Source organism: Citrobacter sp. RHBSTW-01044 (assembly GCF_013781945.1).
Lineage (GTDB): Bacteria > Pseudomonadota > Gammaproteobacteria > Enterobacterales > Enterobacteriaceae > Citrobacter > Citrobacter braakii.
In genome coordinates, this window is record NZ_CP056180.1 from 2,364,566 (window position 1) to 2,378,200 (window position 13,635).

10 protein-coding genes are annotated in these 13,635 nt (G+C 52.7%); 1 reads left to right on the forward strand and 9 read right to left on the reverse strand.

Features of this window, described 5'->3' with window-relative positions; genetic code table 11:
- Nucleotides 1-14 precede the first annotated feature (14 nt).
- The 6 genes from narI to HV352_RS11445 form a co-directional block, all read right to left on the reverse strand.
- The gene (gene narI, locus HV352_RS11420) at nt 15-695 is read right to left on the reverse strand and encodes a respiratory nitrate reductase subunit gamma (RefSeq protein ID WP_003833047.1); all 681 of its coding nucleotides are present in this window, start codon (nt 693-695) and stop codon (nt 15-17) included.
- Nucleotides 692-1,387, reverse strand: coding sequence for a nitrate reductase molybdenum cofactor assembly chaperone (gene narW / locus HV352_RS11425; RefSeq protein ID WP_016153117.1), 696 nt, complete (start codon nt 1,385-1,387; stop codon nt 692-694). Before narW ends, narI begins: the two co-directional genes overlap by 4 nt.
- Nucleotides 1,387-2,931 (reverse strand): nitrate reductase subunit beta, encoded by a 1,545-nt coding sequence (gene narH / locus HV352_RS11430; RefSeq protein WP_016156550.1) that lies wholly within the window; start codon nt 2,929-2,931, stop codon nt 1,387-1,389. Before narH ends, narW begins: the two co-directional genes overlap by 1 nt.
- On the reverse strand, nt 2,928-6,668 hold the full coding sequence (locus HV352_RS11435) for a nitrate reductase subunit alpha (protein WP_181635442.1): 3,741 nt from the start codon (nt 6,666-6,668) through the stop codon (nt 2,928-2,930). Before HV352_RS11435 ends, narH begins: the two co-directional genes overlap by 4 nt.
- A gap of 113 nt (nt 6,669-6,781) precedes the next feature.
- Nucleotides 6,782-8,167 (reverse strand): NarK family nitrate/nitrite MFS transporter, encoded by a 1,386-nt coding sequence (locus HV352_RS11440; RefSeq protein WP_047358146.1) that lies wholly within the window; start codon nt 8,165-8,167, stop codon nt 6,782-6,784.
- Nucleotides 8,168-8,379: 212 nt separating this feature from the next.
- Complete coding sequence (locus HV352_RS11445) at nt 8,380-8,958, reverse strand: TetR family transcriptional regulator (protein WP_016153113.1); 579 nt, start codon at nt 8,956-8,958, stop codon at nt 8,380-8,382.
- A 117-nt stretch (nt 8,959-9,075) separates the two neighbouring features.
- Between HV352_RS11445 and HV352_RS11450 the strand changes: the two genes are divergently transcribed.
- Nucleotides 9,076-10,563 carry an MFS transporter gene (locus HV352_RS11450; RefSeq protein WP_019076798.1) on the forward strand — a complete coding sequence of 496 codons (1,488 nt, stop codon included), beginning with the start codon at nt 9,076-9,078 and terminating at the stop codon, nt 10,561-10,563.
- Here the strand turns inward: HV352_RS11450 and HV352_RS11455 are convergent, their stop codons facing one another.
- The 3 genes from HV352_RS11455 to yddG form a co-directional block, all read right to left on the reverse strand.
- Nucleotides 10,564-10,944 (reverse strand): GFA family protein, encoded by a 381-nt coding sequence (locus HV352_RS11455; RefSeq protein WP_087121860.1) that lies wholly within the window; start codon nt 10,942-10,944, stop codon nt 10,564-10,566.
- 143 nt (nt 10,945-11,087) lie between these two features.
- Nucleotides 11,088-12,182, reverse strand: coding sequence for a porin OmpD (gene ompD, locus HV352_RS11460; RefSeq protein ID WP_016156547.1), 1,095 nt, complete (start codon nt 12,180-12,182; stop codon nt 11,088-11,090).
- A 459-nt stretch (nt 12,183-12,641) separates the two neighbouring features.
- Nucleotides 12,642-13,523 (reverse strand): aromatic amino acid efflux DMT transporter YddG, encoded by an 882-nt coding sequence (gene yddG / locus HV352_RS11465; RefSeq protein ID WP_016156546.1) that lies wholly within the window; start codon nt 13,521-13,523, stop codon nt 12,642-12,644.
- Nucleotides 13,524-13,635 lie beyond the last annotated feature (112 nt).

Here is a 13,635-nt window from a genome sequence, read left to right on the forward strand (position 1 = left end):
ATTTCAATGCGGATTTATCGGCGTGAACGCACTATTTGATAGCGGCGGGTAAAGTACTCAAACGGCGCGCTCCACACGTGAACCAGGCGCGTGAACGGGAACAGCAGGAAGATAGTCATCCCCAGAACCAGATGCACACGGAAAATCAACGCCACGCCATCCAGATGCGCAGACGCGCCGCCCTGGAAAGTCACTACCGACTGCGCCCAACCTACCAGTTTCAGCATTTCACTGCCGTCAGGATGCTGCGCAGAGAATGGGATGGTGGTTAAGCCGAGGATACACTGAATCAGCAGAACGCAGAGGATCAGGATATCGGCAGTGGAGGAGGTTGCACGAATGCGCGGATTGGTCAAACGACGTACCAGCAAGCCAGCGCCACCGACCAGCGTCAGCACGCCACAGAGCCCACCGGCGATCATCGCCATCTGCTGCTTCACCGCAATCGGCAGGAACCAGGCATACATCCAGTGCGGGGTTAACATGCCAAACAGGTGCCCGAAAAAGATCCCCAGGATGCCGATGTGGAACAGGTTTGACCATAACACCATGCCGCGTTTGTCCAGCATCTGGCTGGAAGAGGCTCGCCAGGTGTATTGCCCGTAGTCATAGCGTAGCCAACTGCCGAGGATAAACACCGTGCCGCACAGGTACGGGTAGATATCGTAAAAAAAGACGTTCAGGTACTGTATCATTTCGGGCCTCCCGCGCTGACGTCGACATACTGAGGTGCCACGTCCTGGCTAAAGCGTCGTTGATAGTTTTGTAACGGTGAACTGTCACAGGCGGTGGCGTTATCCTCGATAAACTTCACCTGTTCCTCTTCCCAGACGGCATCCAGCGCCTGTCGGGTATCGTCGCGGGTTTCCGTGCCAACCTGTTTAGTGACACTGTCACTTGAAAGAGGGCTTCCGGCAAGCAGTAGCAGGGCGTCAAACAGTTGATACCACGGCGTATCACGCTGTTTCAAACGCCCCCCCAGCAGCGCCAGAATCGGTGCGACGTTCTGCAATCCTTCTTTGGCCTCCGCTTCCGGCAACACGCTTAAGTACTCCAGATACAGCGGCAGATGATCCGGCAGTTCGCGGCAGTCGAGCTGCAGTCCGACCTTTTCGTACTGCGCCAACAGATCAACCATCGCCTGGCCCCGATCGCGAGACTCGGCGTGCACGTGCTCAAACAGCAGCAGAGAGGTGGCCCGGCCCCGGTCAAATATCTCACACCATTCGGCTTGTTTATCCAGTAATGGCGCATTGAGCAGCCCCTGGCTAAATTCGGTAAGCATTGGGGCATCGCTGGCCACAAGCGCCAGCGCCTCGTCTTTACACTCCCACAGCAACTCGTCGGGATATTCCATCAGCAGGCCGATAACCTTCAGGATTTGCATTATTCACCCTCCGCTTTATCGCGCACTTCGGTGATGTCGATGGCGTCAATACGACTGCTGTTAAACAGGTTGAATTTGGTATCTGAACCATGGCAGCCGTCGCCAAAGGTAAATCCGCAACCGTTTTTCTCCGGGAACGCATCACGCGCCATTTCACGGTGGCTGGTCGGGATCACGAAGCGGTCTTCATAGTTGGCGATGGCCAGATAGCGATACATCTCTTCAACCTGCTCAACGGTCAGACCCACTTCCTCAATCGCGCGGGTGTCCGTAACGCCTTCTACGGTTTGCGAACGCATATAATGGCGCATGGCCATCATTCGTTTTAGCGCCCGCAGTACCGGACCGGTATCGCCCGCGCTAAGCATGTTGGCAAGGTACTGAACCGGAATTCGCAGTGATTCAACCGCTGGCAGAATGTTGCCATTGTGCGGCAGTCCCCCCGCGTCAGCGACCGACTGAATCGGCGACAACGGCGGTACATACCAGACCATCGGCAGGGTGCGGTATTCCGGGTGCAGCGGCAGCGCCAGCTTCCAGTCCATCGCCATCTTGTAAACGGGCGAACGTTGGGCCGCTTCGATGACGTTGTGCGGAATACCTTGTTTTAACGCCTCTTCAATGACCGCCGGGTCGTGCGGATTGAGGAACACATCGCACTGACGCTCGTAGAGATCGGTCTCATGCTCGGTGCTGGCTGCTTCTTCGATGCGGTCGGCGTCATACAGCAATACGCCAAGATAGCGGATGCGTCCCACGCAGGTTTCCGAACATACCGTCGGCTGGCCGGATTCAATACGCGGGTAGCAGAAAATGCACTTCTCTGATTTACCGCTCTTCCAGTTAAAGTAGATTTTTTTGTACGGACAACCGCTGATGCACAAGCGCCAGCCGCGACATTTATCCTGGTCGATCAACACGATGCCGTCTTCTTCACGCTTATAGATGGCACCGCTCGGGCAGGTGGCGACACAGCTTGGGTTCAGGCAGTGTTCGCACAAGCGCGGTAAATACATCATGAAGGTGTTTTCGAATTGCCCGTACATCTCCTTTTGCATTTTCTCAAAGTTACGGTCGCGGGCACGTTTTGAGAACTCACCGCCGAGCAACTCTTCCCAGTTAGGACCCCAGATAATCTTGTCCATCCGCTTGCCATCTATCAGCGAACGCGGACGTGCGGTAGGCTGATTCTTGCTTTCCGGCGCGCTATGCAGATGCTGATAATCGTAGGTAAAGGGTTCGTAATAATCATCGATTTGCGGGATCACCGGGTTAGCAAAAATTTTGGTGATAACGCCCATCTTGCCGCCCAGGCGCGGCCTTATCTTACCGTTAACATCGCGAACCCAGCCGCCTTGCCACTCTTCCTGATCTTCCCAGTTTTTCGGATAACCAATGCCTGGCTTGGTCTCAACGTTGTTAAACCACGCATATTCCATCCCTTCACGTCCGGTCCAGACGTTTTTACAGGTGACGGAGCAGGTGTGGCAGCCGATGCACTTATCCAGATTAAGAACCATGCCTACCTGTGAGCGTATTTTCATTTTTTCGCCTCCTGTACCTGATCGCGACCTTCATCATCCAGCCAGTTAATATTTTTCATTTTTCTAATCATGATGAACTCATCGCGGTTAGAGCCGACTGTGCCGTAATAGTTGAAGCTGTATGCCAGTTGCGCATAGCCGCCGATCATGTGCGTGGGTTTCGGGCAGACGCGGGTGACTGAGTTGTGGATCCCGCCGCGCATACCAGTGACTTCCGAGCCAGGGATATTCATGATTCGCTCCTGAGCGTGATACATCATGGTCATTCCCGGCGGCACGCGCTGACTCACCACAGCCCGCGCGGTGAGCGCGCCGTTGGCGTTAAAGGCTTCAATCCAGTCGTTATCCTCAATGCCCAGCTCTTTAGCATCGGTCTCACTGATCCAGACAATGGGGCCGCCGCGCGACAGCGTCAGCATCAGCAGGTTTTCGCTGTAGGTAGAGTGGATCCCCCATTTCTGATGCGGAGTCAGGAAGTTGAGCGCTTTTTCCGGGAAGCCGTTAGGCGGAACTTCGCGCATATTGCTGACGCTACGGGTATCGATAGGCGGACGATATGCCACCAGACTTTCACCAAAGGCTCGCATCCACGCGTGATCCTGGTACAACTGTTGGCGACCGGACAGGGTACGCCACGGGATCAGCTCGTGGACGTTGGTATAGCCTGCGTTATAGGAGACATGTTCACTTTCCAGCCCGGACCAGGTGGGGCTGGAGATGATTTTGCGCGGCTGCGCCTGAATATCGCGAAAACGGATTTTCTCGTCTTCTTTGTTCAACGCCAGATGCGTATGGTCGCGTCCGGTCATCGCTCCCAGCGCTTCCCAGGCTTTCACCGCCACCTGACCGTTCGTTTCCGGTGCCAGGGCGAGGATCACCTCAGACGCATCCAGCGCGGTGTCTATCAGTGGTCGGCCTTTCGCCGGGCCTTCGCGTTTGGTGTAGTTCAGCTTGCCGAGGAAATCGACCTCCGCCTGGGTATTCCACGTAATACCTTTCCCGCCGTTACCGAGCTTGTCCATTAGCGGACCGAGCGAAGTGAAGCGTTCGTAGGTGGCGGGATAGTCACGTTCCACGACGGCAATATTGGGCGCCGTTTTCCCCGGGAGGAGATCGCATTCGCCTTTACGCCAGTCCTGAATGTCAAACGGCTGCGCCAGCTCTGCCGGGGAGTCGTGTTGCAGCGGTTGTAATACCACATCCGTTTCTTGCCCAAGGTGCCCGACGCAAACCTCAGAGAAGACTTTGGCGATGCCTTTATAAATTTCCCAGTCGCTCTTCGATTCCCACGCAGGATCGACCGCCGCCGACAGCGGGTGAATAAACGGATGCATATCCGAGGTGTTCATATCGTCTTTTTCATACCAGGTGGCGGTCGGCAAAACGACATCGGAGAACAGGCAGGTACTCGACATACGGAAATCGAGCGTTACCAGCAGATCAAGCTTGCCCTCTATCGCCGCGGACTGCCATTCCACCTCTTCAGGTTTAATACCTTCGCTTGAACCGAGCGCTTCCCCCTGGATCCCGCTTTCGGTACCCAGCAGATACTTGAGCATGTATTCATGCCCTTTACCGGAGGAGCCGAGCAGGTTAGAGCGCCAGACGAAGAGATTACGCGGATGGTTGTTACCACTATCCGGCTGCTCGCAGGCAAAACGAATTTCACCCGATTTCAGCGCCTGTGCAGTGTATTGCGCAGGCGACACTCCCGCTTGTTCTGCCTTTGCTTTGACGCTCAGAGGGTTGAGGTTGAGCTGCGGCGCGGACGGCAGCCAGCCCATTCTTTCTGCCCGCACGTTAAAGTCGATCAAATGTCCGCTAAACTTCGACGCGTCAGCAAGCGGAGAGAGGAGTTCCTGAGCGGTGAGTTTTTCATAACGCCACTGGCTGGAGTGATTGTAGAAAAACGAGGTGCTGTTCATCTGACGCGGCGGGCGGTTCCAGTCCAGCGCAAAGGCCAGCGGCAACCAACCGGTTTGCGGACGCAGTTTCTCCTGACCCACATAGTGCGCCCAGCCGCCGCCGCTTTGTCCCACACAACCGCAGAACACGAGGATGTTAATCATTCCACGGTAGTTCATATCCATGTGATACCAGTGGTTGACGCCAGCCCCGAGGATAATCATCGAACGGCCATGCGTTTTGTGCGCCGTATCGGCAAACTCACGGGCGATTTGTTCGATATGACGACGAGGTACACCGGTAATTTGCTCTCCCCAGGCCGGGGTGTAGGCTTTCACTTCGCCGTAATCTTGCGCGCTATGAGCGTCATCCAGACCACGGTCGAGGCCGTAATTCGCCAGCACCAGATCATAAACGCTTACCACCGGGCAACGGCTGCCATCGGCGAGGGTAAGATGTTTTACCGGCAGTTGACGAATCAGCACGGGTTCCTGTTTCACGCTGCGAAAATGTGGGTTTTCGTTGCCGCCAAAGTAGGGGAATGCCACGCCGGTCACTTCATCATGCTGACCGAGCAACGAGAGGGAAAGTTCTGTTTCAGCGCCAGCCGCCAGTGGCTCCAGGTTCCATTTACCTTTCTCGCCCCAGCGAAAACCGATAGACCCGTTCGGGACCACCAGTTCGCCAGCAGTGTTAAAGGCCACGGTTTTCCACTCCGGATTGTTACTTTCGCCCAGACCATCGATAAGGTCTGAGGCGCGCATCATGCGCCCTGGCACGTAGCTGCCATCTTCCCGGGCATCCAGCAAAACCAGCATCGGCATATCGGTATAGCGACGACAGTAATTGATGAAGTAATCGCTGGGATTGTCGAGGTGGAATTCTTTCAGAATCACGTGGCCCATCGCCATCGCCAACGCGCTGTCTGTCCCTTGCTTGGGGGCCAGCCACTGGTCGCACAGTTTGGCGACTTCCGAGTAATCCGGCGTAATGGCAATCGTCTTGGTGCCTTTGTAGCGTACTTCAGTAAAAAAGTGCGCATCCGGGGTACGGGTCTGCGGCACGTTTGACCCCCAGGCGATGATGTAGCTGGAGTTATACCAGTCGGCGGATTCTGGAACATCGGTCTGTTCGCCCCAGGTCATCGGTGATGCAGGCGGTAAGTCGCAGTACCAGTCATAGAAGCTCAGGCAGGTTCCGCCCAGTAGCGAAAGATAACGTGTGCCTGCGGCATAGGAGACCATCGACATAGCAGGGATCGGGGAGAACCCGGCCACGCGATCCGGGCCATAGGTTTTCACCGTCCAGACGTTGGCGGCAGCAATGAGCTGATTAAGCTCTTTCCAGTTGGAACGGATAAAACCACCGCGCCCGCGTACCTGCTTGTAGCTCTGGCATTTTTGCGGGTCGTTCATAATGGATTCCCAGGCCAGCACCGGATCGGGCTGGCGGGACAGGGCGTCGCGCCACAGTTCGATCAGACGTTTACGCACCAGGGGATATTTCAGACGGTTGGCGCTGTAAAGATACCAGGAGTAGCTGGCACCGCGCGGGCAGCCACGGGGTTCATGATTTGGCAGGTCAGGGCGGGTACGCGGGTAGTCGGTTTGCTGCGTCTCCCAGGTCACCAGTCCGTTTTTGACGTAGATTTTCCAACTGCATGAGCCGGTACAGTTAACGCCGTGGGTAGAACGCACAATTTTGTCGAACTGCCAGCGCTGACGATAGCTGTCTTCCCAGTCCCGGTTGGTGTGCATCACTTGCCCGTGCCCATCGGCAAACGTATCGCCCTTTTGTTTAAAGTAGCGAAAGCGATCGAACAGTTTACTCATGACATAACTCCTGCTTTGAGAATATTGCCGACGGTGAATCGAACGGTAGGCCGGATGGCGGTTAACGCCTTATCCGGCCTAGCGAACTGTCCGATCCTGCGGTATCCATTTTGTTATTTTTTTTGTGATTTACGGCCATAGACCAGCCAGGTCACCAGCACGCAGACGATGTAAAACACGAGGAATATTTTCATTGCACCCACCGGAGAGCCGGTCAGCGCCAGCGATGAACCAAACGCTTTGGGGATGAAAAAGCCCCCCACAGCGCCAATAGCAGAGATGAATCCCAGCGCGGCAGCGGTATCGGTTACCGCCTCACGTTGGGCCTGTTCTTCAGTACCACCGTGCAGCTTGACCCGGTATATGGTGATTTTGCGAAAGATCACAGCGATCATCTGAAAGGTTGAGCCGCTTCCCAGACCCGCAGTCAGGAACAAGCCCATAAACACCAGGTAGAAGGCGACAAAGTTTCCTTCGCCTGACCCTGGCAGGGTGAGAAACAGCAGGGCGCTAAACAGCGCCATAAAGATGAAGTTAATTAACGTGACGCGCACACCACCGAATTTGTCAGAGATCACGCCGCCTGCCGATCGCGCAAGAGCGCCGATGAAGGGGCCGAAGAACGCCAGTTGCAGGATATTCACGTCCGGGAACTGAGTTTTCGCCAGCATGGCAAAGCCTGCCGAAAAGCCGATAAATGAACCGAAAGTGGCGAGATACAGCAGGCTTAATAACCACAGATGAAAACGTTTGAGGACCGGCAACTGGGAAGCAATTGAGGCCTTCGAACTGGCAATATCGTTCATTCCCATGCCTGCTGCTAAGGTGGCTATCAGCAGTAACGGAACCCAAATCCATGCGGCATTGGCCAGCGACAATAACGAGCCGTCGGCTTGCGGTACGCCCTGTACGCCCAAAAAGGTAAAGATAGGCAGAAAGATCACCAGCGGCGCGATCAACTGCATCACGCTGACGCCAAGGTTGCCGAGACCACCGTTAACGCCTAATGCGCTGCCTTGTTTCGCTTTGGGGAAGAAAAAGCTGATATTACCCATGCTGGAGGCAAAGTTTGCGCCAGCAAAACCACACATCAGCGCAATGATAATAAATACGCCAAACGGAGTAGCGTTATTTTGCACGGCAAAACCGAGCCAGACGCAGGGAATAACCAGAATAATCGTGCTAAAAATGGTCCACCGGCGCCCACCAAATATAGGTACCATAAAGGAGTAGGGAACGCGCAATATTGCGCCAGAAAGAGAAGGCAATGCCGTTAATAAAAACAGTTGGTCAGTGGTGAAATTAAAACCAATTTTATTCAGATTGACGGCCACGGCGCTAAACAACATCCAGACGCAGAACGCCAGCAACAGACAACTTACTGATATCCAGAGGTTTCTACGTGCAATATGCTTACCTTTGTTTTCCCAAAAGGCGGGGTTCTCCGGTTTCCAGTCAGTTAAAAGATAACGATTATTTTTCTCATTTGATGCTGACATATTATTCTCCATGCCCATGCCGTTCATGAAAAAGAAATAAACGCACACAGCGCCGCGCGAGTTCTTTTTAGAAACTATTGAAAAGTTTTGGGAATATTGACTGAAAGAATAGATAAAAAAGCGCAATAACGCGGCGTGATGAGGGAATTACATGTTGCTTAAGTGTTACCAATTGTAAAATTAAAAGATGTATTATTAATTCATCTATAACATCAATTAACTAACTCTAACGTAATCATACGATCCAAATGGCGTTCGAATGCAGGGTCGGCCATTTCCTCAATGCCTAAGACATAGATGCCATCCAGGCCGCAAACCAATGCGATTAAGCGCCAGGCCACCTCGGCCGCATCCGGTATTGCTGAGAATTCACCTGCACTCTGTCCTTGAGTGATGATAGCGGCGGTTTCTTCATGCCACATCCGCATGGTTAGCAGGTAGGCGCTTTTGATTTCCGGATCTTTATCCGCCAGGACCTGCGCTTCGCGCCACAGTTTAATGTAGGGTTCGAACCCGCCATCTTCGCTGCCCAACATAGCATGCAGTCGTTCGCGGAAGCTGGCGTTATCACTGACCTGTTCGGCATCCAGAAGGGTCCGTATCAGTTGCACAAACGCGAGGGATTTTAACTCACCCGCAGAGGTAAAGTGATGGTGTACCTGCCCGGTGGACACCTGAGCTTCCGTGGCAATACGCCGCACCGTCATAGCAGTAAATCCTTCCTCAAGCGCGACACGCATGGCCGCTTGCAGAATAACTTCCCGACGTTCGTCCCGATTCAGATAGCTCATCTTTCCTCCTGTACCCGTATAGCACGCAGTCTAACAAAAAGTTGGACATACGTTCAAATTTCCGTAGGATCGCTAAAGCTGGACACGTGTCCAGTTTCAGTTTCGTTAGGGAGTTTTATGTTTCGTCAGTGGTTAACGTTAGTCATTATTGTACTGGTCTACATCCCTGTTGCGATTGATGCAACGGTGCTGCACGTTGCCGCGCCCACGCTGAGTATGACGCTGGGTGCCAGTGGTAACGAGCTGCTGTGGATCATTGATATTTATTCTCTGGTAATGGCCGGAATGGTATTGCCAATGGGCGCGCTGGGCGATCGTATTGGCTTTAAACGTCTGTTGCTGTTAGGGGGCGGATTATTTGGTCTCGCATCGCTGGCCGCTGCCTTTGCCCACAGCGCGGGTTGGCTGATTGCCACCCGGGCTGTATTGGCTATTGGGGCGGCGATGATTGTTCCGGCAACGCTTGCGGGTATTCGCGCCACATTCGCTGAGCAACGGCATCGCAATATGGCGCTCGGTGTCTGGGCTGCCGTGGGTTCCGGCGGTGCGGCATTTGGCCCACTGGTTGGTGGAATGCTGCTGGAGCACTTCTACTGGGGATCCGTGTTCTTAATTAATGTGCCGATTGTCCTGGTGGTAATGGCCTTAACCGCACGCTTAGTGCCGCGCCAGGCCGGACGTCGCGATCAGTCGTTAAATTTCGGTCATGCGATAATGCTGATTGTCGCCATTCTGCTGCTGGTTTACAGCGCTAAAACCGCGCTGAAAGGGCATACGGCGACCGCTGCCATTGCGTTGACGCTGTTAACCGGCGCGTTACTGTTGTGGCAGTTTGTCCGCATTCAGCTCGCTGCTTCCCGCCCGATGATTGATATGCGGCTGTTCACGCATCGTATCATCTTAAGCGGCGTTGTGATGGCGATGACCGCCATGATAACTCTGGTGGGTTTCGAGTTACTGATGGCTCAGGAGCTACAGTTTGTTCATGGTTTAACACCGTATCAGGCGGGACTGTTTATGCTGCCGGTGATGCTGGCAAGCGGCTTCAGCGGCCCCATTGCCGGTATGCTGGTGTCACGCCTGGGATTACGTTGTGTGGCAACGGCGGGTATGGCGCTTAGCGCCGTCAGTTTTTACGGCCTGGCGATGACAGATTTCAGTACTCAGCAGATTCAAGCCTGGATATTAATGGCTTTGCTCGGTTTCAGCGCCGCCAGTGCGCTGCTGGCCTCGACGGCGGCTATCATGGCGGCAGCCCCGGCAGAAAAAGCCGCAGCCGCGGGCGCCATCGAGACAATGGCTTATGAACTGGGGGCCGGGCTTGGGATCGCTATCTTTGGTTTGTTGTTGAGCCGCAGCTTTTCAGCCTCGATTCTGCCGCCTGTCGGACTTAACCCACAGGAGATAGAACGAGCCTCATCGTCAATGGGTGAGGCGGTGCAGCTGGCACATTCGCTCCCGTCGTCGCTGAGTGAGGCGTTGCTGTCGGCTGCTAAAGAAGCTTTTACCTGGTCGCACAGCGTGGCCTTAAGCAGCGCCGGCAGCATGCTTATCGTATTAGCGGTAGGAATGTGGTTCAGTCTGGCAAAGGTACAGCGTCAATAACTAATGGGCTAAATGACAGGGGTAATCCATCTCTTCGACTTCTTTCCCACTCAGTCGAGCGTATTGCCCCGTCAGCCTCCAGAACGCAGGCTGTGTTTCCGTATAGATCTCTGCCGCTAAAACCAGGCGGCGGCGATCCACCTCATTCAGCTCCAGCAGCGTCCACGGCACAAAATAACGATCGCTGCCCGTTAGGGTAAACCACAGCGGGCACCCGCAACCGGAACAGAAAAAACGTTCACCACGATTTGAAGATGGGAAGTGCGAAGGTTCTGCTGAATCTGGCGACATCAGCGGCTGAGCGCTGGCTTCCAGATACATAGCGATGCCACCTGACCACTTCTGGCACAGCGTACAATGACAGGCATAGACATCCAGCATTTCGACGTCGACGGTAAAATGACTCTGCCCGCAAAGACAACGACCAGTGAATGTCTGCACGGCATACTCCTTATGACCGAGTCTACATTAAGAGAAAAAGCCAGCCCTGGAAGGACTGGCTTTGTATTCAGACTACAACAAAATTAGAACTGGTAGTTCAGACCAACAGCAACGATGTTGTCGGTGCTTACACCGGCAGCTTTTGTGAAGTTGTTGTCATCCAGCAGGTTGATTTTGTAATCAACGAAGGTGGACATGTTTTTGTTGAAGTAGTAGGTAGCACCCAGGTCTACGTATTCAACCAGATCCTGGTCGCCGTAACCGTTGATGTCTTTACCTTTAGACTTCAGGTAAGCAACGGACGGACGCAGACCGAAGTCGAACTGGTACTGAGCAACAGCTTCAAAGTTCTGTGCTTTATTTGCAATACCGATGATCTCAGTACCGTTAACAGTACCACCAAAGGTAGTCATGTTACGGGTTTCGGAGTAGGTGGTTGCCAGGTAGATGTTGTTCGCATCGTATTTCAGGCCAGCAGCCCAAACTTCAGCGTTCTTACCGTCAGCTTTGAACTGACCGCTGTGGTTGTTCTGGGAGTCAGTACGGTCAGATTTCGCATAGGCTGCACCTACGCCGAAGCCTTCGTACTCATAGGTAGTAGACAGACCGAAGCCGTCGCCGTTAGCTTCTTTGTCGTCGCTACGATCGTTTTTACCCTGGTACTGCAGGGCAAAGTTCAGACCTTCGACCAGACCGAAGAAGTCGGTGTTACGGTAGGTTGCAACGCCAGTAGTACGGCCAGTCATGAAGACATCACTCTGGGTCCAGGTATCGCCACCGAACTCTGGCAGGACGTCGGTCCATGCGCCGATGTCGTAAGCTACGCCGTAGTTACGACCGTAGTCGAAAGAACCGTATTCAGCGAATTTCAGACCAGCGAATGCCAGACGGGTTTTATCTTTGTCGGAACCCTGATTTTCAGAACGGTTGCCTTTAAATTCATATTCCCACTGACCGAAACCAACCAGTTGGTCGTTGATCTGAGTTTCGCCTTTGAAGCCCAGACGCGCGTAAGTTTTGTCGCCATCGCTGCCGGTATCGTCAGAGAAGTAGTGCTGAGCGTGAACTTTACCGTACAGGTCCAGTTTGTTTGCGTCTTTGTTATATACCTCAGCTGCGTTTACCGCACCTGCCGCCAACAGGCTAGTCACTGCCACTGCAACTAATTTAAGTTTCATTCTAAATAATCCTTATAATTATTTCTTGGTGTGTTTCCTAAACCATTGCTAAACGAAGGGGTTCGTCAATGGCAAACCATTTTTAAATGACGCAGTGGTATAAGTTCAATAATAAGTTTCATAATATTGCGAAATATTTGAAGTTGTGTGATCCAGATCTACATAATATAGCTGATTGTATTAATCTTAATATGTGACAGATCGGAATGGGTATATTTACATGGGGAACTATTGTGCAGGCTATGATTTAAATGGCGTTAGTTTCTCAGGTGTAATATATACATGTGAAGAGATATAGATGACCGAGTAATACTTTCGGGTGTTAATTAATTTCCATATATTTAACATTTAATTAAACAAATATAAACATAAACCGCAGTGGAATGAACAATTATTATTCATTAAATTGTCTAAAGTATAGCCGGATTTTATTTGTTTGTGATAAAACCCGACTTTTTTTCAGGCACGGCGCGTTGCCAGCCAGCAAAGCAGAGACCCCGCGCAGACCATCAGCGCTCCTTGCCAGAAGGATAGTGACAGCGGGGCGCTGAGCAACACTGCGGCCAGCGCAGAGGAGAGCACCGGAGTAAAATAAGACCCGACGGCCATAACGGTCACGTTGCCATGCAAAATGCCAATATTCCACGCGGCATAGGCAAATCCTAACGTTAATGCTGCAGTGAACATTTTAATCGTCACCGAAGTGCTGAAAACCATTTCCGGTTGAGGCGTAATAAAATAGTAAACCCACAAACTTGCCGCCGTTAGTAAAACGAACACGGTGATGCCGTTAAAACCTTTTGCATATTTATTGGTCACCGTGCAATACGTTGCCCAGATAAAAGCGCCGAGAAAGGCGAGGAAATAGCTAAGCGGACTGCTGGCAACATTACTGATAATTTCTCCAGGATTGAGGCCGTTTTCGCCCCCCAACACCCAACAAACCCCGGTCAATGCGATGATTAATCCGGGAATCACCAACCAGGTTGTTTTTTGGCCATTAAATAAGATGGCGAATAATATTGTCAGACTTGGCCAGAGATAATTGACCATACCCACTTCAATAGCCTGGTGACGAGTAGCAGCATAGCCCAGGGCCAGCGCTAAGCATATTTCATAGCTAACAAAAAGCACGCTACCGGCGATTAAATATCGCACAGGAATTTTTCTGATATTTGGGAATCCGACGGTAAATATCAGCAACAGGCCGCTTAATGTAAAAATCATCGCCGCGCCGCCTGCCGGCCCAAGTCCTTCGCTTACCCCACGAATAAGCCCGACCATCGTGCTCCAGAGCACGATGGCAATAAGCCCAATTAACGTTGCTTTTTGTTTTGTCATGCTGATTGTCTGTCCATGGTACTGGCAAAAATTAAGCTGAAATGTATAGCACCTTTACACCGTAGCGCGCTAATTAATTCCCTTTTGTCTACTCCCTTATGGGTACAAAGGT

Bases quoted from the DNA above. Each gene is read 5' to 3' on its own strand.
- narI (WP_003833047.1), bottom strand. From the start codon at position 695: ATGATACAGTACCTGAACGTCTTTTTTTACGATATCTACCCGTACCTG.
- narW (WP_016153117.1), bottom strand. From the start codon at position 1,387: ATGCAAATCCTGAAGGTTATCGGCCTGCTGATGGAATATCCCGACGAG.
- narH (WP_016156550.1), bottom strand. From the start codon at position 2,931: ATGAAAATACGCTCACAGGTAGGCATGGTTCTTAATCTGGATAAGTGC.
- HV352_RS11435 (WP_181635442.1), bottom strand. From the start codon at position 6,668: ATGAGTAAACTGTTCGATCGCTTTCGCTACTTTAAACAAAAGGGCGAT.
- HV352_RS11440 (WP_047358146.1), bottom strand. From the start codon at position 8,167: ATGTCAGCATCAAATGAGAAAAATAATCGTTATCTTTTAACTGACTGG.
- HV352_RS11445 (WP_016153113.1), bottom strand. From the start codon at position 8,958: ATGAGCTATCTGAATCGGGACGAACGTCGGGAAGTTATTCTGCAAGCG.
- HV352_RS11450 (WP_019076798.1), top strand. From the start codon at position 9,076: ATGTTTCGTCAGTGGTTAACGTTAGTCATTATTGTACTGGTCTACATC.
- HV352_RS11455 (WP_087121860.1), bottom strand. From the start codon at position 10,944: ATGCTGGATGTCTATGCCTGTCATTGTACGCTGTGCCAGAAGTGGTCA.
- ompD (WP_016156547.1), bottom strand. From the start codon at position 12,182: ATGAAACTTAAATTAGTTGCAGTGGCAGTGACTAGCCTGTTGGCGGCA.
- yddG (WP_016156546.1), bottom strand. From the start codon at position 13,523: ATGACAAAACAAAAAGCAACGTTAATTGGGCTTATTGCCATCGTGCTC.